This is a genomic window from Aliirhizobium smilacinae, from assembly GCF_006335145.1.
Lineage (GTDB): Bacteria > Pseudomonadota > Alphaproteobacteria > Rhizobiales > Rhizobiaceae > Neorhizobium > Neorhizobium smilacinae.
On the sequence record NZ_VDMN01000001.1, the window covers coordinates 1,548,902 to 1,570,731 of the forward strand.

Genomic DNA, 21,830 nt, shown 5'->3' on the forward strand with positions numbered 1-21,830 from the left:
TCAAATGCTTAAAACAAACCCGAAGAACGTCTTCTCCGGCATGGTGAACAATGCGAGGAAACCAAATCCGGCCGCCCCCTCCCCCAGGAATGGCGAGCTACAACCGGCGTTCATGCCGATGACATCAGAAGCTGTAAGGGGGCCGACTTGCGCGAAGCTGAAGTTTTGTTCCAGCCCGGCAGAAAACATGACTGAATATCAACTTTAATAAAGATGGCCCGAACCGATGCCGGATCTCAGTGGTTTCAAGCCATTGCGCAAGCGAAGCCGGTTCCTGCTGTGCGGGAATTGCTTTTGATCAGTCGAGGTGTCAGTGGCTGAAGCGTTGCGGGGTTCAGAACCCGCTTTGCACGCGCGAAAAAACCAGATCGGCAAACAAGGCGATCTGGCCACCGATAAAGGACGCCGACAGGCCGATGACGACCATGACCGCAACGATCTTTGGCACGAAGGTAAGCGTCATTTCCTGAACCTGTGTCAGTGCCTGGATCAGCGCGATCGTGACGCCGACAATCATGCCGGCAAGGACGGCTGGTCCCGCTGCAATGAGGATCGTCCAGATGGCGTTGCGCATAATATCCAGCGCATCGGCCTCATTCATGACATTCTACCCTTCATAGGCGCCTGGACGGCCGCACGTTCGTCGTACACCGACCGTCCCAGCTCTAAGGGATTCGCAAGCTCAATTTAAGTGGAAGTTTCGCTTGTCGTCGTGGTTTTCGCAGTGGAGATCGTTATCCCCTCTCCGATGCTGATTTCCTTGCCATCCACGGTCTTGGCCGTGAGACCGTCGGACGTCACTTCGACCGATGCGACAACGCCGGTGGTCTTGCCATCAGCGCTGGTAATCGTCTTGCCGATATAGTTCGACGCGTTCGACAGGTTGGACTGGCTGATCAAGCTTTCCAGATTGGAGTTCGTCTTGATCGTCTGCTCGACCTGCGAGAATGTCGCAAGCTGCGAAACCTGCTCGGTCGCATCCATCGGATCGGTCGGATCCTGGTTCTGCATCTGGGTGATCAGCAGCTTGAGAAAGCTGTTGTAATCCAGCGATGCAGCGGCCGAAGCGCTGGCCGAGGCGGATGTCGAAGTGGACGCCGTCGATGTCGTCGACGTCGCGGAAGTGACGGTCACCATAGAGCAATTTCCTTTCGCAGTTCCATAACCGCTGCGGGCGTGATCTCATTCTTGTTGAGAATGGCTTCCTCGACCGGATAAAGGGTGCGGATGGCCTTGAGCGCATCGAAGGGGCGGCCCGACGAGACCATGCTGTCGATCCGCTTCAGTTCAGAACGAACTTCCTCGTTCTGGAAGCAGGCGACCAGCATGATGATCGACTTGCGGAAGAGCGCCATAGAGTGCTCTTTGCCTTCCGGATTGATCAGCATCATCTGGGCGATGAAATAAAGCTGCCGAAGCGGCGTCGTGGTTTGCTCCGGCTGAAGCACATGGTTTTCCAGGAGGAACGTCACGTCGTTGAGGAATTCGATCGAAACCTTCCGATCCACCCGAAGGACGGCACCGTTGACGAAGATCTTTTCCCCGGATTTCAGCGAGAGGCGTAGCGTACTTTTCATTTAAGTCCATCCCGAATGATGATGGTTATGTCGATGATACCTTGGTAGTTGGTGGAGGTACGTCGGCGAATGTTTTCCAACTCCTTCAGTATCCATATTGCGATCGATATGAGATTGGCTCTGACTTCCACACTGAGCTGGTTATCGGCGCTCCGGAGATCCTCGATCAACCTTATCCATACCCGTCTTGTGTAATAGACAGCCTCGATCGAATCCTTGTCGTATTTGGCGCTTTGTTTCGCCACTTCCAAAAGCTCGATCGACCTTGCCAGGATCTGACGTTCTCGTTCGCGGGCAACAGTGAGATCATCCTCCATGATCTCCGCGTATGAAAACTGAAACATTCAATTACCCTTCATGGTAGAGCGCGCATCGTCCACATGCCGATGACTAGAGATAATCCGCGAGGCTCAAGCCTAAGATTCGAGAGGTGATCGAGTAAGAGGTTTCGACCTGGTTCAGCAGCGTCGACAGGCGCACAGAGGCCTCCTCCGTGTCCACACCCACCAAGCCCGTCAGCTGCGTATCGATGATCGTGATCTGGTTGTTCATGTATGTATTCGCTTTGTCGATGCGTTCCTGCGACAAACCAATTGCTGACTGCTGAGCAGTCACGCCGGAGATTGCGGTGCCGGCATATTGCGTTGCCTTCTGGCTAACCACGGACAAGGCTCCGCTTCCGAGGCCGGCATTCGATAGCTGCGACGCTATCACAGAAGCGAGAACAAGGTTCTTGAAACCTTCGGAATTGGCGCTGGTGGATGTCGGTACGGTTTCCGAAGAGCTTATGCGCGTCATCATTACCGTGTCAGACGCGTTGGTCCAGGACGCCCAGTCGAAAGACGTTTCATAATCGGACAGAAACTGGCTCATCTGAGTGGCAGTGACATCGCTCGGGGAAGCGATTCCGTTTGCCGTCCTGAAGGCACCGAATGCCGTATTGAAGTCGTCAGTAACGTTGTCGATGAAGTCATCGTCGAACGTCTGCACATCCGTGGATATGCCGGAGAAAAGGTATTCGCCGTTGACGGCGGTGTTCGCATAGCTGACGAAATTCTCAAGAACCGACTTTGCGCTGTCGGCGGAAACCTTGAGGCTGTTGACGTCGGAATTGCCGCTCAGGGCGGTCAAGGCATCCAGCAGCGTCTGCCCCGCATCCGAGATGTTGGTCAGTGCGAGCTGCGACCCTTCCATTCTCGTCTCGGCGAAGGAATTCGAGGCGATGACAGACTTGAGGCGGCTGCTCTCGCGCGAATAATCCAGGCTTGTCGAGGTGCGGGTTCCGAGTTCCAGCCCGACATCCGAGTAGGTGCCGGTCACCGCTTCGTCCTGCAGCTTGGTGATCTCCGTCATCGCGGTGGAGACGGTGGACTGCATGGACTGACTAATGGCGAGGGATGAGATAGACGTTGTTTTCATGACTAGCTAGCCGCCTGCATCAGTGCGCTGAGCATTTCGTCAATCGTCGAAAGCAGTTTCGTGGCTGCCTTGTAGGACTGCTCGATGTCCAGCAGGAGAATAAGTTCCTCGTCGAGATTCACGCCGGTTGCGTTGGCATAGGCTTCCTTTGCCCGCATCTGCATGGCCGAGGTGCTTTCCGCTGCCGAACTGGCGTTGCTTCGATATTCCTGAACCCAGCCGACCGAGTCGGTCGAATATGCCAGAAGCGTGGCGCTGGTTGTTGATCCTGCGTTACCATCGAAGCTGACGGTTTCCTCAAAACCTGCGAGATATTTGTAGAGAAGATCCGAAAAGCCGCTGGCATTTTCCGTGTTCTGGCTTACGCCGGAAATGTTGCCGTTTCTCAAGGTGGTCGGATCGGTCTGCGCGTTGGTGTTGACGGTAATCAGACCAGCAAGGCCGGACACGATCTGCGCGGTATCGAAATCGACGGGCGATCCGTCCTTGGTCGTGAACAGACCGGCGATATCGTTGGTACCGTCCGTTTCCGCGAAGACTCCGATCGTCACACGGGCAATTTCATCCAACTGTTCCTGGTAGGTCGGATAGACTTCGTCGCGAAGCTGCAACAGCGACTGAAGCGAGCCGCTGGCGCTCGTACTGCTGCCCTTGCCCTGAGCGAGTGCTACGCCATCGATATATACCGCGTTGCCATCGGTGGTCGCGTCCAGTGCCGCGCTCGCATCGAAGGTCACCGCGCGCGGTACTGTCTCGAACAGAGTGATCCCGCCACTGGTATAGAGCACCATATCGTTGCCGTCGCGGATCGTGCTCGAGACACCGACGATTTCGGAAATCTGCTTTACAAGGCTTTCACGTGTGTCGAGCGCATCATTAGCATCCTCACCCCTTGAAATCTTCTCCTTGACCTTGTCGTTGACCTTCTCGAAATCCTTCAAGAGCTGGTTCAACTTATCAACGGTCGTCGAGATTTCCGAATCCGCTTCGACGCGCAAGCCTTGTACAGCCGACGTCTGCTGATTGAGAGAGTTGGCAACATCGCCGGCAGCCGCGACAGCGGCAGCCGCCAACGTCACATCACTCGGCGATGTCGCATATGTATCCAGCGCTTCGACGAGGGCAGCAAGATACTGCGAAGGCGTCGCCGAAGATTCGTTTCCGCCCATCACAGCGTCAAGAGATACCAGCCCCTTCAACAAAGCCTGCTGGCCCGCATCGTCGGCAATCGCCGACAATGTCTGCTTCAGCAGAGCCGCGTCCTCGGTACGTTCAAGCTTGACCGTGGTCGCGCCGGAATAAGGGTTCGTCGTCGTGACCGCAGTACGCCGATTGTAATCCTCAGTATTCGTATTGGACGTGTTGGTCGACACCGTGGCCGTTTGGGTCGCGGTGTTGCTCAGGATCGATTTCGTCGTATTAATTGCGGACGCGATGGACATTCAACTGGCTCCTACGCCTTATCGGGCGAGATTGATGAGAACATCCATCAGATCAGAGCCGGTCTGGAATACCTTGGAATTGGCCGTGTAGCTGCGCTGCGATTCGATCATTTCGGTCAGTTCGCTCGCGAGGTCGACGTTTGATGTTTCCAAGGCACCGGAAACGATTTCGCCAAACCCGGTTGTACCGGCAAAACCGATGGTCACGACACCCGAGTCAGCGGTCGGCTTGTAGACGTTGCCCGAATAGAGCTTGAGATTGTCCGGGCTCTGGACCGTTGCCATGGCAATTTGATAGAGAGCCTTCGGATCGCTCTTGGCATAGGTAGCGTAAACCGTACCGTCCGAATCAATCTCGATACCGGTCATCGCTTCCGCCGGGCTGCCGTTGGCACTCCCCTTGGAGATGACAGAGTCGCTCGAGAGCTGGTTCATGCCGGAAAGATCGAACGAAATACCGTTGATGTCTATCGAGAGAGGCGTGGTATTTCCGTCAACGCTCACCAGACCCTTCGAATCGAACACCAAGTCGGCGGTGATGGCTGTGCTGGAATAAGGGAAGCTGCCGCTACCGGTCGTGCTTTTATCGGCAGCATTGTAAACTGCGACTTCCCAGGAATTATCGGCCGTCTTCGTGAAGTAGAAATCGTAGGTGACGGATGCACCATATTCGTCATAGGTCGTCACCGAAGTCTTCAGGATGCTGTCCATGTTAACATCGGTGGTAGGGCTGTTGTCACTTGCCCAGCTGCCTGCAGCGATTGCCTCGGCCGATTTGTTCAGGTTGCCGGTCAGCGAGCCGTTCGTCGTTGCAACGGCCGTAATGCTCGAATTGGAAGCCTTGACCGGCACAAGCCCATCGTAGGAATTGACAACGGTGGTGGGTGTGCCTCCATCAGCATCGTAACCGAGAAGCATATAACCAGCATCGTTGACAAGGTAACCTTCCTCGTCCGGTGTAAAAGAGCCCGCGCGCGTCAGGAAAATGTTGCCGGCCGTATCCTGAACGATGAAGAAACCTTCACCTTGGATCGCTAGGTCGGATCCGGACGTGGTATATTCAAGTGCGCCTTGCTCAGAAACGGAATAACGAACCTTCGTCTCGACGCCGCCGGAATTGTAGTTTCCGGAGGTGGACGGAAGAACCAGTGACGAAAAAGCGGTCGAAGCGCCTTTGTAGGCTGTCGTGCTCGAGTTCGCGATATTGTCACCGACCGTCCCCAGGCGGTTCGCCTGAGCATTCATGCCCGAAACGGCGGTCTTCATGGTTCCAAAAATGCTCATTTCGAATCCTCGCTGTGATAGTCGCTCCACATTAGGTGCCGGTCCTTGCGTGAAGCTGTCTGAAAACGGTGGGCTGAAAATTGGGGAAACTATTTTCGAAGACGCGGCGGCCACCAAGTGCAGGCGGCGAAACTAACAATCGAAACGACTAAAAGCGGCCGGACATAAAATACCCGGCCGAGTTACAAAAAAGGGGCGATCCAGATCGCCCCTCGCCGTCAATTCCAGTCGATGCAATATCCGAGGAAGCGCTTTGAATCGATCGGATCGGTTCCGAGCTTCTTGCGGAGTTTCTTGCGCAGCTTGCTGATATGGCTCTCGACGACGTTTTCCTCAACGTCCTCATCGAAGATGCCGTAGATGGCGGAGAAGATCTGCGCCTTGGAAACACGACGGCCGCGGTTGGCGACCAGATATTCGAGAATACGACGCTCGCGGCGCGGCAGCGGGAAGACGTCACCGGAAATCTCGGGATCGCGGCCGTCGGAATAGACGCGGATCGAACCGATGTCGGTATAATTGGAAATGGCCGACAGACGACGACGGATGGCGGCGGCGCGGGCCAGGATCTCACGTGGATGAACGGGCTTGCGGACAACATCATCGACGCCGGCATCGAAAAGCGCCAGCGTCGCCTCAAGCGATGGCTGGTCGGAGACGGCGATGACCGGTGCGGTGGAGCGATCACGGATGGTGCGCGGCAGATCGCAGGGGCCGGTGGTCTGGCCGATCAGGAATGCCTCTATCGCATGAATGTCGGCATCGGCTGCAGAGTTGACCCACTCGCCGAACTCGACGGGATCGAAGCCTGCCGACGGAATGCCTTCGCGTCCGAACAGGGATGTGTAACCTTGCGTTACGAGCTCTCGCTCATCAACCACGACGATCATTCATCCATCTCCGAATCAGCAGCGTTCATGTGCTGGACCATGAGTACGAATCGTGAGAGTCGGCCACAATTATAGGAAGTTGCAGGGACTAATTAATAATTGATTAACCATGGCACTCCGATTTGCCCCACATCTAGTGGGTCAAATCGACAGAGGCACAATTTTTCTAGGGGATATCACGAAGTGATGTCGGATATCGGCAAGACTCCATTTGACACGCCTCATTCTTGCCAGACTCGCAACAGGCGAACGTCTGCAAAAACAAAAACAACCCAAGATTGTTAAATTCAAGTCACCGCGGCTTGAAAGCTGTGAATACCGGATCTGCGTTCGCGAGACCCATCAACGACATTTCCCTGCTTACGGCGCCATGCTGAAGACCGGTGGCCTTAAGTTCCCGGTCACCGCTCCGATGTAAGACTGCGCCGTGTCGAGCGCTTCGCGGATCGTCACGTCCATGTCGAGGTAACGGTACGTTCCGAGACGGCCAACGAAGGTGACGTTTTCTTCCATTCGCGCACGCGCGACATATTGCGCCAGCAGCGCCTGCTCGCCGCTCAGGCGGATCGGGTAATAGGGCACATCGTCCGGCCCGCATGCCCGCGAATATTCCCTGTAACATATGCTGCGCTCATGGGTCTCCCAGGGCGAGAAATGCTTGTGCTCCGTGATCCGCGTGTAGGGAACATCAGCATTGCCATAGTTCATCACCGCACAGCCCTGATAATCGCCATCGTGGCGAAATTCCTCGAAATCAAGCGTGCGATATCCGAGCCGGCCAAACTCGTAATCGAAATAACCGTCGAGCGGTCCGGAATAGAACACATGTCCGAAGCCCTCGGCATCGGCGCGGACAAAGTCCCGTTCGAGTTCCACCTCGATGTTCTCGTGCGACAGAATGCTGGCGACCATCTCGGTGTAACCGTGCTCCGGCATGCCCTGGAAGCGGTGGGAGAAGTAATTGTCGTCGTAATTGAACCGCACCGGCAGTCGCTTGAGGATACTGGCAGGCAGATCCCGAGGGGAACATCCCCACTGCTTGCGTGTGTATCCTTCAAAAAAAGCTTCGTAGAGCTCGCGCCCGACGAATTTCAGCGCTTGGTCCTCGAAGGTAACGGGCTCGCCGATCGATGCATCGGATAACGACAGGATGAAAGCTTTCGCCTCGTCCGGACCGAGCGTCTTGCCGAAAAACTGGTTGATCGTGTGAAGGTTGACGGGCAGCGAATAGACCCGGCCATTGCTCGTCGTCTTTACCCTGTTCACATAGGGCATAAACGTCATGTGCCGGTTGACGTATGCCCACACCTCATCGTCATTGGTGTGGAAGATATGCGGCCCATATACATGCACCATCACGCCGGACGCTTCGTCCCGCGCCATGTGGCAATTGCCGGCAATGTGGGAGCGCCGGTCGATGATCCTGACGAGATGACCGGCCTCTGCCAGTTCCCGCCCGATGACAGCACCGGACAGACCGGCACCGACGATCAGAACTGGTTTCGTCACTGCTGATCCCCCCTACACTATCAAAACCGCTAATGTGAAGGAGCAGCTTTGCCGCCTGCTGCAGGTGCGGGCTCCGGCGGCACGATCTTCTTGGACGCCATCTTCTGGTTCGATTTCCCGTTCAGGTCGGCCTTGGAGAGATAATCGAGCTGTTCGAAAATCACCGCCGTCACCAGTGCATCGCCGGCGCGGGCATTGAGGTCGTCCTTGATCTTCTTTCTCAGACCCTCGACATCCAGGTTACCCGCCTTCGGCAGATCGATCATCTTGTTGCCCACCAGAACGGTGTAGAGCTCGTCCGTGATATAGGGCGCGACCGGAATATGGGTTTTCGCTGCCTTCTCCTGATCGACCATAACCGAAACCTTGGTGAGGAAATAGCCCGTCACGGCTCCTTCAGTCACGACGGGAATGCTCAAGGTTTCGCCCGCAACGTAGGCCGGCGGAATGACCGGCTTGGCGGCTTCTACGCCGGAGGCGCCCGACAGGGTGACGGCCGCATATACCCCGCCCAGCGAGATGATGCATACCCAGACGCCGATCAGGACAATCTTGATCATCTATCAGCCCGGACGAGAAACTGTTCCTGCGAATAGGTACCGTCGTCGTCGGCGCTGCGAACAGCGTTCTTCAGAAGTTCGGCAACCGCGCGCACTGCGCGCATATGGGCTTCTACACGGCGCTCGTTCAGCTTCAGCTTGGCCTTGAGCGCATGCAGCTGATCCAGGTGGGCCGCCGTGATGTCGTTTCGGTCGCTGGCACGGAACAGCATCGTCAGTTCGTAGAGGCAGCGGCTCTTGTGTGCATTCGAAAGCTTGAAATCGAAGTCTGGATCGGTGCCGATCCGCTGGTTTTCGTTTTCGATGATCACATCAAGACGACCGAGAACCGCCTTGATGCGGTACTCGCTGTTCAACACTTCCATGGAATCGTTCTCCCTCGGCATTTTCTTCAAGCCGCGTCGTTATCTGTTTTTTCGATGGCGCCCGGCGATATCAGCGTACGGCGTTCAAAATCCGTGATCATGCTGACCGCCTTGGCCTTGTCATTCTGGTCGGTCGTGTTGTTCGGCACTTCAAGACGCTGCTTGTTCAGCGCCTGTGCGAAAACCTGTTCCGCAATACCGATGCCGCCACGCTTGGAAACCGAGTCGGCCATCTGCTCGGCCATCATGCTCTTCCAGAATTCACCGGCAGAGCCCTTGCCGTAAACAGCCTCGCTGTCGGATGGCATCATATCCTTGAGGAAGGTCGTCAGGACGCTGGATTCGAACTTCCGGTAGACTTCCGGAACCGGCTCCTTGCCCGTGGCATGCTGAATATTGCCGACACCGGCTTTTGCCGCGTCGCTTGCACCGGCACCCAGCATGGATGCAAACCCGGCATTGCTTGCCGTCAGCACCGATGCCTGATGTTCGGCGCTTACAGAGCGCAGCTTTTCGCGTGCTGCCAGCATGCTGTTCGGATCGGCTGCCTTGACTACGTCGAGCACAAGATCGCTGGGGGGAGATATGGCCACGTCGTTTCCCTCTTGCTGGCGCGTCAGTCAAAAACCGGAACGATTTTCGGACTTACGATACGCAGACCTCAGTGTCACAGCGTCTTGGTGAACCCATGAACGGCGCACAACACTGTAAAATCGAGGGGGATGTTGCCATCCTAACCTTGCTGGAAGCTGGCGTCCTTCAATGTGATCATCATCTCAAGCAAGTTGTAGACGGCATCGTCTTCGCTCGCGCGCTGTTCCTGCTCCAAAGCTTCCTTGCGCCGCTCGTCCAGCTTGTCTCCCTTGCTGCGCTCCTTGGCCAGGCGCGTTTCCTGAGAGCGTCGTGCCGCCATGAGCTGTTTTTCTTCCGTTGCCAGGCGAGAGAACCGGCCCAGATAATGGCGCGAAAGACCACGGTGGATCGGATCGAGCGAGGTCATGACATTTGCCGTCAATTCCATTGCGGCATTCACTTCCTCACCTTGGCGAACGATGATCGCGAGCTCGTTCTCGATCATCTTCTCCATATGCCGCTGAACGCCGACAAGGCGCTTGAGCTTCTTCGATCTGTCGAGATCCGCCATTACCGCTCCTATAGATTGCTGAAGATGACGAAGAAGCCATCGGCGAACTGATCGAGCATCGCCGCTATGCCGAAGTAAATCAGCAGGATGCCACCCGCGAGTGCAAAGGGCGTGGAAATGAAATAGAGGGGAATCTGCGGCGCCAGCTTGTTGATGAGGCCGATGACCACGTTGAACAGAAGACCGTAGAGAATGAAGGGGCTGGCAAGCCTGAGCATGATCGTGAACGAGGCAGCCAGCGTGTCCGTCAAGCTGATCAGCGATCGCTGCGCGCCGATCAGCGAGCCGACGGGAATGGTCCTGTACGATTCGGCCAGCGCCTTGATCATGTAGTGATGGAAGTCGAGAACGAAGAGAACGAGCAGCGCGCCCGTCGCGAGAAGACTGGTCAACGAGTTGTCGGAACTGTCTTCGAATATATCCCCTGTCGGCGTGGCGTTGAACGAGATGGCCATGCTGATGGCTGCCCCTGCGAACTGGATGCCGAGAACATAGATGCGTGCGACAAGGCCGAAAATCACGCCTGTCAACGTCTCGCAGAAGATCGTCACCATGTACGTCTCGGGTGCAGCCGACGCCGGCGGATAGAGGACATCCCAGAACAAAGGCAAAAGCGCCAGCGATAACGCCAGCGCCAGAAAGAGCCTGATCTGCATCGGCAGACGTGCCGATGAAAATCCTGGCATGACCATCACGCATCCGCCTATTCGGCAGAATGCCAGGAAAAGCGCCATGATGGCGCCCTGCGGATCGGGGATCATGAAATCGAACCGAGTATCTTGATTTCCGTGCCTTTTGCCAACTCGACATGAGAGAGCACCGGAAGCGTCGAGAACAGGCGTTCGGTGATCATGCGCACATAGGAGCGCGTTTCGGGCAGCGTCACAAGTACAAAAGGCAGTCCCTCATCCATGAATTCACGGATAACCTTGCTTGCCTCGTTGCTGAACTCTTCCAGATGGCGCGGATCGATGTCGAATTCGATGACTTCGCCCTTGGCGTCGCGCTTCAAAGCCTGCTGGAAGATCAGATCCCATTTGGTGCCGATGCGGACGACGCGCAGCACACCGTTGTCGGACAGATCGCCGCAGATCTGCTGCGACATGCGGACACGCACATGTTCGACGATCTGCTCGGCCTTCTTCAGATGCGGGGCAAGTTCGGCGACCGCTTCGAGAATGAGATGCAGGTTGCGGATCGAGACACGCTCGGCCAGCAGCAGTTTCAAGATGGCCTGCAGACCGGAATAGGACATGTGGGACGAGCAAATCTCGTCGGCCAGCTTCTTGTATTCCGGGTCCAGCCGATCGATCAGGATCTTCACATCCTTGAACGACAGCAGCGACGGCAGGTTGTTGCGGATGACCTCACTCACATGGGTCAGCAGCGCGGAGATGTTGTCGATCGGGTGGAAGCCCTCACGCTTCAGATCCTCGACGAAATGCTCCAGAACGGAAAACGCCGGCATGCCGAAGGCGGGTTCGCGAACCTCGTCGCCCGGAACCGACGGCTTGTGCCGCTTGCCGGTGATAACGAGCACCTCGCCCACGCGCAGCGTGCTTGCCGCCACCGTCGTGCCGTGGATACGGATCTGGTAGGACTTGTCGGGAATAGCGATATCGTCGGTGACCTTGATCTCGGGCACGACGAAACCATACTGGACGGCAAACTTCTTGCGCATCTTGCTGACGCGGAAGGCGAGTTCCTGGTGTGCTCCAAGCAGGCGCGGCGAGACGAGCTTGCCGAGTGCCAATTCGATCTCGGTGGTCTTGAGCACGTTCTTGACCGTATCGCGCTCGACCTCCTGCTTCTGGACGGCCTTCTTCTCTTCCTCGTCGCGCAGAGCCTTATTCTGTGCCTCGATCTGACGGGGAACGACCCAGGCGCCAGCAGCCAACAGACCGCCAAGGACGGTGAACGGCACGAACGGCAATCCGGGAATGACCGCCAGCAAGAACATCAGGCCTGCCGCGACCGACATCGCCTTGGGATAACTGCTCAACTGGCCGATGACGGCCGTATCGGTGGATCCCTGAGTACCACCGCGCGTGACGATAAGGCCGGCGGCGAGCGAAACGATGAGCGCCGGGATCTGTGTGACGATACCGTCACCGACCGAAAGCTTGACGAAAACGTCGGCGGCTTCGCCAATTTCCATTCCGTGGCGGAAATAGCCGATGATGATACCGCCGAAGATGTTGATGGCGGTAATCAGAAGGCCCGCAACCGCGTCACCGCGGACGAATTTCGAGGCACCGTCCATGGCGCCGTAAAAGGAGCTTTCTTCTTCAAGCTCGCGGCGGCGGCGCTGGGCTTCCTTCTCGTCGATCGTGCCGGCGGACAGGTCGGCATCGATGGACATCTGCTTGCCGGGGATGGCGTCGAGGGTGAAGCGGGCGCCGACTTCCGCGATACGCGTAGCACCCTTGGTGATGACGATGAAATTGACGACGATCAGGATCAGGAAGACGATCAGACCGATGACGAAGTCGCCGGACATAACGAGGCTGGAAAAACCAGCGATAACGCCGCCGGCCGCATCGTGCCCTTCATGACCGTGGGAAAGAATGACGCGTGTGGTCGCGATGTTGAGCGACAGCCGGATCATGGTGGCGATCAGGAGGATGGTCGGGAAGGACGAGAAATCCAGAGGACGCTGGATCCAGAGTGAAACCATCAGGATCAGGACAGCGAAGGCGATGGAGAAAGCCAGCCCGACGTCGATCATGAAGACCGGAATGGGCAGGAAGAGAATGCACAGGATCGTGATTATGCCGACGGCAAAGCCGATGTCACGGCCTTTCGGCGCAACCTTCGGCAGCGGCAGGATACTCTGAGGGGTGGCCATTTCTGCTCCGTCTCGTCATGAGATGCGGAAACCGCCTAAGGCGCTTTCGCTTACAACTTCCTGGGACCCCGGTGACCATCGCAACATCCGACAGCCGGCCGGTTTGGGGAAAATCTAGAAAACGAAGCTTGCGTGAGAGTGACGGCGGCGCTTTCAGCCGCTATCGGATTTGATAGGCGGGTGGGGATGACATAATGGCAATTTTCAACTATGATTGCCGCTAAATCGGTCCCGAGGGCGAAACAGCCCGGTGGACGTGTGCGCGATGGAAGCGCAACTCTGGGCCATGATATCGGCCATTGCAGCAAGCAAGAGGCTTCCATTCGCATGGTTTCGAGCGCATTCTCCACGTATACGAGCTATCTTGTCCTCAACCGGGACATTAATTCGTCGCTGTCGCGCGTTGCAAATCAGGGCGATGTTGCGAACAACACGGCTTATTACGAAGAGAATATCGGCAAGGTCACCACGGCCGAAGAGTTCGTCAACGACTACAGGCTTTTCTCCTATGCGATGAAGGCTTACGGCCTGGAGGAGATGACCTACGCCAAAGCCTTCATGAAGAAGGTGCTGGAAAGCGATCCGAACGACTCTTCCAGCTTCGCGAATTCGCTGACGGATACCCGATACGCGGATTTCGCCAAGGCCTACAATTTCTCGGGCGATTCGGCGAAGGCCCAGACATCGGCTCAGACCGACAATCTGGTCACCGCCTACCAGGATTCGTTCACGCAGGAAGAGGCGGATATCAAGTCCGAAGTATCCTATTTTCAGGGCCAGATCGGCAGCGTCGATAACGTCAACGACATCATCGGCAACGACAGGCTGCGTACTTACGTGCTGGAATCGTTCGGGCTCGACGCGACCTATACATCCAAGAACTATCTCAGCAAGGTGCTGACAAGCGATCTGGACGATCCCGACAGCGTTGCCAACCAAGCGAGCAGCGATGCCTGGCGCAAACTGGCGGCGGCGTTCAATTTCAGCGCCGACGGCACGGTCGCAGCCGGGGAAACCGCACAGAGCGCGGACCAGACATCGGACCTGCGCCTTGATTACATTTACAATAAATCGACCTTTCCCTCCGACCTGCTGCTTGATGCAAACCAGTCTTACTGGGAAAAGAACGTCGCGACTGCCGCAAGTGCGACCGAGATCACATCGGACGAGCGCCTGCTTGCCTATGTCAAGTCTGCGTTCGGCCTGCGCGAAACGCTGATGGCATCAAGCGTCGCCAGCATGATGTACAGCCAGGCGTTCGCCGAGACGATCGGCAATACGGAACTGCTGGATTATTTCAGCTTCCAGAGCGACGGAACGGTTGCTGCAGGCGGATCGGCACAGACCAGCGAGCAGACGACCGGTGTCGCGGCCAAGTACAAAACCGCATTCCAGACCGATCAGACGGATGCGATGGAGAAAGCCGTCTCCAATTTCGAGACCCGTATTGCCGACGTCAAAAGCATCGACGACTTTTTCAAATCCAATGCGGATGACGACGACGCAAACAACGACGATGTCACCGAGATATGGGACGTCGCGTTACGCGCTTATGGTATCGATCCCGACGAGGTTTCGATGACGGCCCTGCGCAAGATCCTCGCCAGCGACCTCGGCGCCAAGGATAGCTACGTCAACCAGCTGGATGACGAACGGTACGTGGCCCTCGTCAAGGCGTTCAATTTCGACAGCAAGGGTGAGGTGGACATACCTCTGCTGGCACAGTCGGAAAACGTCACCCAGGATTTCACCGCAGACTATCTCAGCCTCAAGACGCGCTTCCTGACGGGCACGGAACGGGATAAGGCGGGAGAAACCGCCACAACCGAAATCGAGTATTTCGAGAAAAAGATGGAGACGATCACGACGGCAGGCGAGCTGCTTTCAGACAGCCGGCTTGTGAACTTTCTGCTGGAAAGCCAGGAGATCGATCCGAAAAGCGTTACCAATGACGAATTGAAGCAGATGTTCGCCTCGGATCTCGACGATCCGAAAAGTTATGTGAACCAGCTCTCGGACAGCAGTTTCGCCAAGATCGTCGCATCGTTCAATTTCGATATCGAGGGCAATCTGACGGCCGACACGATCGGTACGGTGCAGCAGAGAGGCGACGTGCTCCAGACGGTCAACAACTATTATCGGCAGACACTGGAAGAGGAGCAGGGCGATTCCAACGAGGGCGTCAGACTGGCGCTTTATTTCGAACGCAAGGCTTCTTCGATCACCAGTCCCTACGATATTCTCGGGGATACCGCGCTGCTCAATTTCTTCAAGACCGCGTACAATCTGTCGACCTATTTCTCCAGCCAGGAGCTTGAAAAGCAGGCCGCGACAGTCGAAAAATTCGTCGAGCTCGATAAGTTGTCCGATCCGGATTACGTGCAGAAGGTGATCCAGCGCTTTACCGCACTTTACGACAGCCAGAACGGCGCGACGAATTCGGCGGCTCTGTCAATCCTGCAGGGCAGCTCCTCTTCGATCAGCGCTGACACACTGCTGGCCGTGGCCCAGCTCTCGGCGCGCTGACGAAGGCGCAGGTATCCTTCTATGACCTCAAACGAAAACACCGCCCGATAGCTTCGGGCGGTGTTTTCGCTTCGTCGCGAAGACGGTGACGCCTCAGCGCGCCGTGATCAATTCCAGTCGATGCAATATCCGAGGAAGCGCTTTGAATCGATCGGATCGGTTCCGAGCTTCTTGCGGAGTTTCTTGCGCAGCTTGCTGATATGGCTCTCGACGACGTTTTCCTCAACGTCCTCATCGAAGATGCCGTAGATGGCGGAGAAGATCTGCGCCTTGGAAACACGACGGCCGCGGTTGGCGACCAGATATTCGAGAATACGACGCTCGCGGCGCGGCAGCGGGAAGACGTCACCGGAAATCTCGGGATCGCGGCCGTCGGAATAGACGCGGATCGAACCGATGTCGGTATAATTGGAAATGGCCGACAGACGACGACGGATGGCGGCGGCGCGGGCCAGGATCTCACGTGGATGAACGGGCTTGCGGACAACATCATCGACGCCGGCATCGAAAAGCGCCAGCGTCGCCTCAAGCGATGGCTGGTCGGAGACGGCGATGACCGGTGCGGTGGAGCGATCACGGATGGTGCGCGGCAGATCGCAGGGGCCGGTGGTCTGGCCGATCAGGAATGCCTCTATCGCATGAATGTCGGCATCGGCTGCAGAGTTGACCCACTCGCCGAACTCGACGGGATCGAAGCCTGCCGACGGAATGCCTTCGCGTCCGAACAGGGATGTGTAACCTTGCGTTACGAGCTCTCGCTCATCAACCACGACGATCATTCATCCATCTCCGAATCAGCAGCGTTCATGTGCTGGACCATGAGTACGAATCGCGAGAGTCGGCCACAATTATAGGAAGTTGCAGGGACTAATTAATAATTGATTAACCATGGCACTCCGATTTGCCCCACATCTAGTGGGTAAAATCGACAGAGACACAATTTTTCTGGGGGAATCTGACAGATTCATAACAGGATTCAGCACGGGCATGTTTGACATGCCTCATTGCTGCCGGATTGAAGGCAGGAGGTAGAACCAAGAGGCAATCTACTTCCAGTTGCCGCCAGCGCAGAAATTCGTGGCTCCTAAAGTCCACTGCCCATAGCCCGATGCAACGAGGTTGGCGATCACGCGGCATACGTATCGCTGTTGCGCCGGATCGTTGTTCGGCCCAGCGTGATAACGCGCGACCGCCATCGTCCAGGTTTCGTGCCGATCATAGAGCTGGCGTAAAAAACGAGCGGCATAGGCAACGTTCTGGGCCGGATCGAACATATCCTGCAGAGAGGCAAACTCCGCGCCGTGATACATCAGGTTGATCTGCATGCAGCCGATATCGATCAGCTTGGCGCCCTGCCCCCGCGACGTGGCAACCTGGGTAAATGCCTCCTGCAACGAGCCCGGAAAAAAGGCCTTGCCTTCGACGTTCAGGGCATAAGGACTGAGCGAGCCTTTTCGCCCTGTCTCGGTGAGACCGACAGAATAGAGTATTCCTTCGGGAATACCGTATTGTGCGGCAGCATGCTGTATCTGTCGTTCACATGCGAGACTGGCCCCGACCGCGGCTTCTCCCGGATCAGAGATAAACGGTATCGGGACGAGCACCAGCGCCGCCAGAACCCGCGCCTTGAGCCAAACCTTCATCCTTACCTCCAGAGGAGCTGCCACGGGCGCCTGTTTCCGACGTATCCGTCAGGTGGCCAGTCGTCGTGCTGCCGCCCTGGCGGCCGTTCTGTTGCTGTTGCTGCTGCGCCTGTCCCATATCGGAGGACTGACGGCCGTTGGCAAACGAATCACTGCCCTTGTCAGAGGATGTCGAGCTGCTTCCGCTGGCAATGCTGACCGTGATCTGATCGACGCTGTAACCTTGTGCCTTGAGGTTATCGAGCATCGACGAGCTGTCGTGGAGGAGCTGCCTGTAGGCCTTGCTGCTTTCGACCGTCAGGTGAATGTTCAGCTCTTCGCCGACCATGCGCATGGTTGCTGTCACATGTCCAAGATCGTTGGGGTTCAGCTCGATCTTGAGCGTGTTCACCACTTTACCCGTGCTGGCGTAAAGCGCCTCGTTGGACAGTTTGGCGCTTGGGTTCATCGCAGCCGACCAGTCAGGATCCTGGCCGAAGGCGGTTGCCAATGAGACCGCGTTCGAGCTCGGTGCAATGCCGATATAACGCCGGTTCTCGGTCACCTGCACGGCAGGCGTTTCGATGTCGGCCGAAACTTCGCTGTCATGCTCCAGCGCATCACGAACAGCCGGGACCGCTTCCGCGGCCGCTGCTGCGCTGCTCTTGACGGCCTTGCCGACATCCGATGCCGCCGTATTCGTGGTCATTTCGGGCGCCGCGTCCTTCAACGGCTGAGCTGCGTTACCGGCCTGCGATGCTAACGAACCCACATCGATTTCAGTGGACGGCGTCTGCGTCGTCTGTTGATCGCCGACCACGTCGGACTGCGCGGTCTGGGCAGCCGCGACATCCGGCAGCGCCTGAAGCAGTGCCAGCGCATCATCCGCCGCGTCAGGATCGGCTGCATCGGTATCCGTCTGGTCGGTCTTGGCCTGATCCGCGGTGGTGCTGCGAACCGTGTTACCCTGACCTTTCGTGTTGGCGGGCATGGCTGCCTGCAGGTCTGCCAGCAAGTCCGTCGCCGTATCGAGATCGGCGCCATCGACAGGTGCCTGTTGTGCCGCTTCTGGTGCCTCGACCGGAATTTCGATGACCGTCTCCGGGGTAACCGGATCCGAAGGCAGTGCCGTCGCCTTCGACAGCATGGATTCAACGGTCATCGCGAATGGACGAGTACCTGAAGACGCCTGCGACGTAGTGGCATCGGTTCCGGCCTCGCCCTGATCGGATTGAGTCGTGGTCGCCGCGCTATCGTCGCTCGAAGCGGAACCGGTTTTGCCACGCTGGCTCTGCCCGTCGCCGTAGGAGTTAAGCGTCTTTGCAAAACCGTCGTCCTTGGCAGAACGCGTTCCCTTGTTGGACGCGGAAGAGGCTGCCGTTGAAACATCCGCGCCCGCCGGCAAGGCGTTGTTCACTACATTCATCATCGGTCCCCAATCTCCTCCGAAAGAAGCGAATCTATCTCACCCAGCTTGTTTCGACCTTGCGTAACGAAGTCGTCAACGGCCGCATTTGTCGCGGTCGATGCATTCGGCACGACTGACCCCGCGGTGGTCGGATCAGGTCGGGCATCGGCAGTCTGGATGTCACCATCGACAACCTCGGCGCCGCTACCGCTGATTTCCACGGGCCTGACGATCTCTTCGCCGACGCGCTGTGCGGCGTCCAGAAGCGCTCGGTCGCGGTCGGAAAGACCATCCCGGGGAATGGACGAAAGCTGTTCGACTATCGCCGAGACATTCGAGGACGGAACCTTGGCAATATGCTCGTAGAGGCCCGGAAGAACCGCACGTCCCTTGCCGCTGAGCACGTCGTTCAGCTTGCGTGCCTGTTCCGCCGTATAGCTTGCCAGGTCATACTTGCCCTTCAGCGTCGCCAACCGCGATATGCGCAGGTAAAGCTCCTGGGCTCGGTCCGGGTCCATCAGGTCCGCTACTTCGGAAATCCGATCGTGCCCCAGCCCCGGATCGTTGGTTACGGCCAGATCCACAAACAGATCGGCAAACTGGCTGGCATAAGGCGAGTGCAGGAAACGCCGCGCATAGCGCACGGAATAACCGAAGGCACGGTCGACGTTCTTGAGGCTTGCGCTGGCCACGATGGAGCGGCGCAGAGCGGCCTCCTCCAGGATCGTGCCTGGTGCATCGACGCGCGTGCGATCATAGAAAATCAACGCAGCGGTCGGATCCGTCGGGTAATTGACGTTGCCGGCGACCAGATTGAGATAGGGGCCTATCGGAGAACCCTGATATTCCTCGGAGAGGGAAGCAATCGAGCTTGCGACCTGCGCGCCCCGGCCGTCGAGATATTTCTGCAGCACGTTGACAACCCGCGCGTCGAGATAACCCTGGGTGTCGCGGGATGCCAGGAAGTTCAAAGTCGCGGGATTACCGCCGCTCATAACATAAACGAAGACCGCGTCGGCATTGCGGCTATCCGCAAGCGTGCCGTTGTCGGCAGCTCTCAATCTCTTGTCGAGTGAATCGATCAGGTAGCGCTGAAGCTCGGAAGCGGAATGATCCCCAAGAACCAGCGAATCCTGGACGAACTGCAGGGATCTCAGGATCTTGTAGGCGTCGAGCGACTGGTCCTGGGCGCGCGTTTCGGCCACTCCTGCAGCCAGTGCGGCTGCAAGAAACGCGGAACGGACAAACCAGTGTCTACGAGCGAACATCAGCGCTTACCCTCAACCATCGGCGATCAGGATTTCGATGCGGCGATTGGCTCCGTCCTCGGGATTATCCATCACCTGCGGACGGCGATCGGCAAAACCGGACAGTTGCTTCACCCGGGTATCATCGAGGCCGCCACGCAGAAGCATGAAATAGGCGGCATGGGCGCGATCCATCGAGAGCGTCCAGTTGTCGGCATTTCCGCCACGATAGGGCCGGCTGTCCGTATGACCGCGAATGACGATGGAACCGGCCTTCTCCTTTAGAACTGCGGCGACCTTCTCCATAGCCAGGATCGTCTCCCTGCGCGGGACGGCCGATCCGAGATCGAACATCGGCGTTCCCGCCTGATCGGAAATGGTAACCAGCATGCCGCCCTCGGATGGCGTCACGACGATGCCCTCGGAGAGCTTTCCCGGTACTCCGGTCAGAGCCTTGACGAGTTCTTCCTTGAGCTCATCTGCCTTCTCAGTTTCCTGCGCCGTTGCTTCAGGGCGATCTGGCTCGGGAGCGCCGTCATAGGGCTTTTCCTCCTGCCGGGCTTTCGCCTCAGTGGTGGTTTTCGCCGATTGAAGCGCTGCGATCTGCTGCTGGGCAGAGAGGTCGGCAGGCGCCTGCGCGGTCGACGGAGATTGGTTATGGGCCTCAGCCTGTTTCTGGGACTGGACCTGGGCTGCGGCCGTCTCGATCGGCTTCGCATCCGGAGCCTGCGGCAAGCTGCTGTCCTGCGTCACCGCGACTGCGCCGTTCTGCCCGTTTTGCGATGCAGAGGCCTGTTTGCTCCAGAAATCGGGGTCGAACGGATCGCGATATGCTTCACCGCCGGAAGCACCTGTCGATGGACCGGAATTTGCCGCACCGCCCTCGCCCTTGACGCTGACATTGGCCTGCTGGCCGACTTCCTGTGCGATCTCCGCCAGGACAGCATAGGGATTTTCGAAGAATGCTTCTTCCGAAAAGCTCGTGTTTTCGCCGGAGGACGCCGTAAGATCCTCGCCGGAGGCAGCGGCGGAACCGTCCTGCGTCTTGTCGGCTGCGATGTCCGACTTCTGGCCGTCCTGTTCGCCCTGCGCGTTCTTTGCCGGCTCCTTGACGCCATCGGAACTCGGCGATTCGTCCGTCAGCTTGATCGGATTGAAGTAGCTTGCGATCGAAGCCTTGGTTTCTTCATTGGAGGCGTTGACGAGCCACATGACCAAGAAGAATGCCATCATCGCCGTCATGAAGTCCGCATAGGCGATCTTCCAGGCGCCGCCATGGGAACCTTCGTGATCACCCTTGTGGCGTTTTACGACAATGATCTCGTTCTTGCCGTGATGGTGACTTTCACTCATCTATCTGCTCTTCCATCGCTTCGACAAAAGTCTTCAGACGCGTCACAAGAATCGAGTCACCGACTTCCAGCGTCATGTCGATTTCCGCCGAGTCCCCGTATTCGACTTCGGTCACCAGCGGATCGAGCCGCTTGCGCATCATTTCGATAAATGTTTCGGACCCTCTCACCGAGAGTTTCACCGTCCTGCCCTGCCCGATTTCCTCGGCAACATCGGCAGCAAATTTAGCTCCGGCAGCGCGAGCGACCTCTTCCTGGACGAAAGGCCGCAGGACACGTGCCACCGAATTGTCCACAGCATCCGCGACCGATACCTTCATCTCTTTGAGGAAGGCCTCTACGCGCTCGGCAACCACGCCCTCGTATTTGACGGTCAGCGCTTCGATTTCAGCGCGATGTTCCGCAGCAATCTGCGCCAGCTGCTGTTCGTGGCGCTCGGTCATCTCAAGAGAGGCAGCCTCGTAGCCTTCGGCACGCGCCTTGCTCTTTTCTTCCTCGATATCGACGGCAGGCTCCAGCGGCACTTCCGGCAGGTCGAAGTTGTTTTCTGAAAAATCGAAGTCGGAGACGAACTCCAGCGGCTTCGGCTGCGGGGCGCCAAAATCCTTCAAATAACGGGCAAGCGGCACACTCATGG

23 protein-coding genes are annotated in these 21,830 nt (G+C 57.3%); 1 reads left to right on the forward strand and 22 read right to left on the reverse strand.

Annotated elements, in window-relative coordinates; genetic code table 11:
• The 16 genes from FHP24_RS07545 to flhA all read right to left on the reverse strand — a co-directional run bounded on the left by FHP24_RS07545 (position 1) and on the right by flhA (position 13,038).
• Positions 1-189, reverse strand: a complete 189-nt coding sequence (locus tag FHP24_RS07545; protein WP_139675067.1) for a hypothetical protein — start codon at positions 187-189, stop codon at positions 1-3.
• Between the two features lie 145 nt (positions 190-334).
• Entirely contained in the window at positions 335-601 is a 267-nt protein-coding gene (fliQ, locus tag FHP24_RS07550) for a flagellar biosynthesis protein FliQ (protein ID WP_139675070.1), read from the reverse strand.
• 86 nt (positions 602-687) lie between these two features.
• Positions 688-1,137: a flagellar hook assembly protein FlgD gene (flgD, locus tag FHP24_RS07555; protein WP_180355923.1), complete on the reverse strand. Its 450-nt coding sequence runs from the start codon at positions 1,135-1,137 to the stop codon at positions 688-690.
• The gene (flbT, locus tag FHP24_RS07560; RefSeq protein ID WP_139675072.1) at positions 1,131-1,577 is read right to left on the reverse strand and encodes a flagellar biosynthesis repressor FlbT; all 447 of its coding nucleotides are present in this window, start codon (positions 1,575-1,577) and stop codon (positions 1,131-1,133) included. The genes flgD and flbT overlap by 7 nt, the downstream gene beginning before the upstream one ends.
• Complete coding sequence (gene flaF, locus FHP24_RS07565; protein WP_139675075.1) at positions 1,574-1,921, reverse strand: flagellar biosynthesis regulator FlaF; 348 nt, start codon at positions 1,919-1,921, stop codon at positions 1,574-1,576. Before flaF ends, flbT begins: the two co-directional genes overlap by 4 nt.
• A gap of 46 nt (positions 1,922-1,967) precedes the next feature.
• Positions 1,968-2,996 carry a flagellar hook-associated family protein gene (locus FHP24_RS07570; RefSeq protein ID WP_139675078.1) on the reverse strand — a complete coding sequence of 343 codons (1,029 nt, stop codon included), beginning with the start codon at positions 2,994-2,996 and terminating at the stop codon, positions 1,968-1,970.
• Positions 2,997-2,998: 2 nt separating this feature from the next.
• Positions 2,999-4,438, reverse strand: a complete 1,440-nt coding sequence (gene flgK, locus FHP24_RS07575; RefSeq protein ID WP_139675081.1) for a flagellar hook-associated protein FlgK — start codon at positions 4,436-4,438, stop codon at positions 2,999-3,001.
• An 18-nt stretch (positions 4,439-4,456) separates the two neighbouring features.
• Positions 4,457-5,722, reverse strand: a complete 1,266-nt coding sequence (locus FHP24_RS07580) for a flagellar hook protein FlgE (RefSeq protein WP_139675084.1) — start codon at positions 5,720-5,722, stop codon at positions 4,457-4,459.
• Between the two features lie 218 nt (positions 5,723-5,940).
• Positions 5,941-6,612 carry a response regulator transcription factor gene (locus tag FHP24_RS07585; protein WP_139675087.1) on the reverse strand — a complete coding sequence of 224 codons (672 nt, stop codon included), beginning with the start codon at positions 6,610-6,612 and terminating at the stop codon, positions 5,941-5,943.
• A gap of 360 nt (positions 6,613-6,972) precedes the next feature.
• A complete protein-coding gene (gene glf, locus FHP24_RS07590; protein ID WP_139675089.1) occupies positions 6,973-8,121 on the reverse strand; it encodes a UDP-galactopyranose mutase in 1,149 nt (382 codons plus the stop codon).
• Positions 8,122-8,150: 29 nt separating this feature from the next.
• Positions 8,151-8,681 carry a hypothetical protein gene (locus FHP24_RS07595; protein WP_139675093.1) on the reverse strand — a complete coding sequence of 177 codons (531 nt, stop codon included), beginning with the start codon at positions 8,679-8,681 and terminating at the stop codon, positions 8,151-8,153.
• A complete protein-coding gene (locus tag FHP24_RS07600) occupies positions 8,678-9,046 on the reverse strand; it encodes a hypothetical protein (RefSeq protein ID WP_139675095.1) in 369 nt (122 codons plus the stop codon). Before FHP24_RS07600 ends, FHP24_RS07595 begins: the two co-directional genes overlap by 4 nt.
• Positions 9,047-9,072: 26 nt before the next feature.
• The gene (locus tag FHP24_RS07605) at positions 9,073-9,639 is read right to left on the reverse strand and encodes a rod-binding protein (protein WP_139675098.1); all 567 of its coding nucleotides are present in this window, start codon (positions 9,637-9,639) and stop codon (positions 9,073-9,075) included.
• 140 nt (positions 9,640-9,779) lie between these two features.
• Positions 9,780-10,190: a hypothetical protein gene (locus FHP24_RS07610; protein ID WP_139675101.1), complete on the reverse strand. Its 411-nt coding sequence runs from the start codon at positions 10,188-10,190 to the stop codon at positions 9,780-9,782.
• 8 nt (positions 10,191-10,198) lie between these two features.
• Positions 10,199-10,951, reverse strand: a complete 753-nt coding sequence (gene fliR, locus FHP24_RS07615) for a flagellar biosynthetic protein FliR (RefSeq protein ID WP_139675104.1) — start codon at positions 10,949-10,951, stop codon at positions 10,199-10,201.
• Entirely contained in the window at positions 10,948-13,038 is a 2,091-nt protein-coding gene (gene flhA, locus FHP24_RS07620) for a flagellar biosynthesis protein FlhA (RefSeq protein WP_139675106.1), read from the reverse strand. Before flhA ends, fliR begins: the two co-directional genes overlap by 4 nt.
• 327 nt (positions 13,039-13,365) lie before the next feature.
• On the opposite strand from flhA, the gene FHP24_RS07625 reads away from it, so the two are divergent.
• Positions 13,366-15,564 (forward strand): DUF1217 domain-containing protein, encoded by a 2,199-nt coding sequence (locus FHP24_RS07625; protein WP_139675108.1) that lies wholly within the window; start codon positions 13,366-13,368, stop codon positions 15,562-15,564.
• 107 nt (positions 15,565-15,671) lie between these two features.
• Here FHP24_RS07625 and FHP24_RS07630 read toward each other — a convergent pair whose 3' ends face one another.
• From FHP24_RS07630 to FHP24_RS07655, 6 genes are all read right to left on the reverse strand, one after another.
• Positions 15,672-16,343 carry a response regulator transcription factor gene (locus FHP24_RS07630; RefSeq protein ID WP_139675087.1) on the reverse strand — a complete coding sequence of 224 codons (672 nt, stop codon included), beginning with the start codon at positions 16,341-16,343 and terminating at the stop codon, positions 15,672-15,674.
• Positions 16,344-16,610: 267 nt separating this feature from the next.
• On the reverse strand, positions 16,611-17,180 hold the full coding sequence (locus tag FHP24_RS07635) for a lytic transglycosylase domain-containing protein (protein WP_394344610.1): 570 nt from the start codon (positions 17,178-17,180) through the stop codon (positions 16,611-16,613).
• Positions 17,140-18,615: a flagellar hook-length control protein FliK gene (gene fliK, locus FHP24_RS07640; protein WP_139675114.1), complete on the reverse strand. Its 1,476-nt coding sequence runs from the start codon at positions 18,613-18,615 to the stop codon at positions 17,140-17,142. Before fliK ends, FHP24_RS07635 begins: the two co-directional genes overlap by 41 nt.
• The gene (locus FHP24_RS07645) at positions 18,612-19,862 is read right to left on the reverse strand and encodes a chemotaxis protein (RefSeq protein WP_139675118.1); all 1,251 of its coding nucleotides are present in this window, start codon (positions 19,860-19,862) and stop codon (positions 18,612-18,614) included. Before FHP24_RS07645 ends, fliK begins: the two co-directional genes overlap by 4 nt.
• Positions 19,863-19,874: 12 nt before the next feature.
• Positions 19,875-21,194 carry a MotB family protein gene (locus FHP24_RS07650; protein ID WP_139675121.1) on the reverse strand — a complete coding sequence of 440 codons (1,320 nt, stop codon included), beginning with the start codon at positions 21,192-21,194 and terminating at the stop codon, positions 19,875-19,877.
• A complete protein-coding gene (locus FHP24_RS07655) occupies positions 21,187-21,828 on the reverse strand; it encodes a hypothetical protein (RefSeq protein ID WP_139675124.1) in 642 nt (213 codons plus the stop codon). Before FHP24_RS07655 ends, FHP24_RS07650 begins: the two co-directional genes overlap by 8 nt.
• Between the last annotated feature and the right edge of the window lie 2 nt (positions 21,829-21,830).

Coding starts and splice junctions, on each gene's coding strand:
- FHP24_RS07600 (WP_139675095.1), bottom strand. CDS start 9,046: ATGGAAGTGTTGAACAGCGAGTACCGCATCAAGGCGGTTCTCGGTCGT.
- fliR (WP_139675104.1), bottom strand. CDS start 10,951: ATGATCCCCGATCCGCAGGGCGCCATCATGGCGCTTTTCCTGGCATTC.
- FHP24_RS07650 (WP_139675121.1), bottom strand. CDS start 21,194: ATGAGTGAAAGTCACCATCACGGCAAGAACGAGATCATTGTCGTAAAA.
- flgD (WP_180355923.1), bottom strand. CDS start 1,137: ATGGTGACCGTCACTTCCGCGACGTCGACGACATCGACGGCGTCCACT.
- FHP24_RS07545 (WP_139675067.1), bottom strand. CDS start 189: ATGTTTTCTGCCGGGCTGGAACAAAACTTCAGCTTCGCGCAAGTCGGC.
- flaF (WP_139675075.1), bottom strand. CDS start 1,921: ATGTTTCAGTTTTCATACGCGGAGATCATGGAGGATGATCTCACTGTT.
- FHP24_RS07595 (WP_139675093.1), bottom strand. CDS start 8,681: ATGATCAAGATTGTCCTGATCGGCGTCTGGGTATGCATCATCTCGCTG.
- FHP24_RS07630 (WP_139675087.1), bottom strand. CDS start 16,343: ATGATCGTCGTGGTTGATGAGCGAGAGCTCGTAACGCAAGGTTACACA.
- flhA (WP_139675106.1), bottom strand. CDS start 13,038: ATGGCCACCCCTCAGAGTATCCTGCCGCTGCCGAAGGTTGCGCCGAAA.
- fliQ (WP_139675070.1), bottom strand. CDS start 601: ATGAATGAGGCCGATGCGCTGGATATTATGCGCAACGCCATCTGGACG.
- fliK (WP_139675114.1), bottom strand. CDS start 18,615: ATGATGAATGTAGTGAACAACGCCTTGCCGGCGGGCGCGGATGTTTCA.
- FHP24_RS07610 (WP_139675101.1), bottom strand. CDS start 10,190: ATGGCGGATCTCGACAGATCGAAGAAGCTCAAGCGCCTTGTCGGCGTT.
- FHP24_RS07580 (WP_139675084.1), bottom strand. CDS start 5,722: ATGAGCATTTTTGGAACCATGAAGACCGCCGTTTCGGGCATGAATGCT.
- FHP24_RS07570 (WP_139675078.1), bottom strand. CDS start 2,996: ATGAAAACAACGTCTATCTCATCCCTCGCCATTAGTCAGTCCATGCAG.
- flgK (WP_139675081.1), bottom strand. CDS start 4,438: ATGTCCATCGCGTCCGCAATTAATACGACGAAATCGATCCTGAGCAAC.
- FHP24_RS07655 (WP_139675124.1), bottom strand. CDS start 21,828: ATGAGTGTGCCGCTTGCCCGTTATTTGAAGGATTTTGGCGCCCCGCAG.
- FHP24_RS07585 (WP_139675087.1), bottom strand. CDS start 6,612: ATGATCGTCGTGGTTGATGAGCGAGAGCTCGTAACGCAAGGTTACACA.
- FHP24_RS07625 (WP_139675108.1), top strand. CDS start 13,366: ATGGTTTCGAGCGCATTCTCCACGTATACGAGCTATCTTGTCCTCAAC.
- flbT (WP_139675072.1), bottom strand. CDS start 1,577: ATGAAAAGTACGCTACGCCTCTCGCTGAAATCCGGGGAAAAGATCTTC.
- FHP24_RS07645 (WP_139675118.1), bottom strand. CDS start 19,862: ATGTTCGCTCGTAGACACTGGTTTGTCCGTTCCGCGTTTCTTGCAGCC.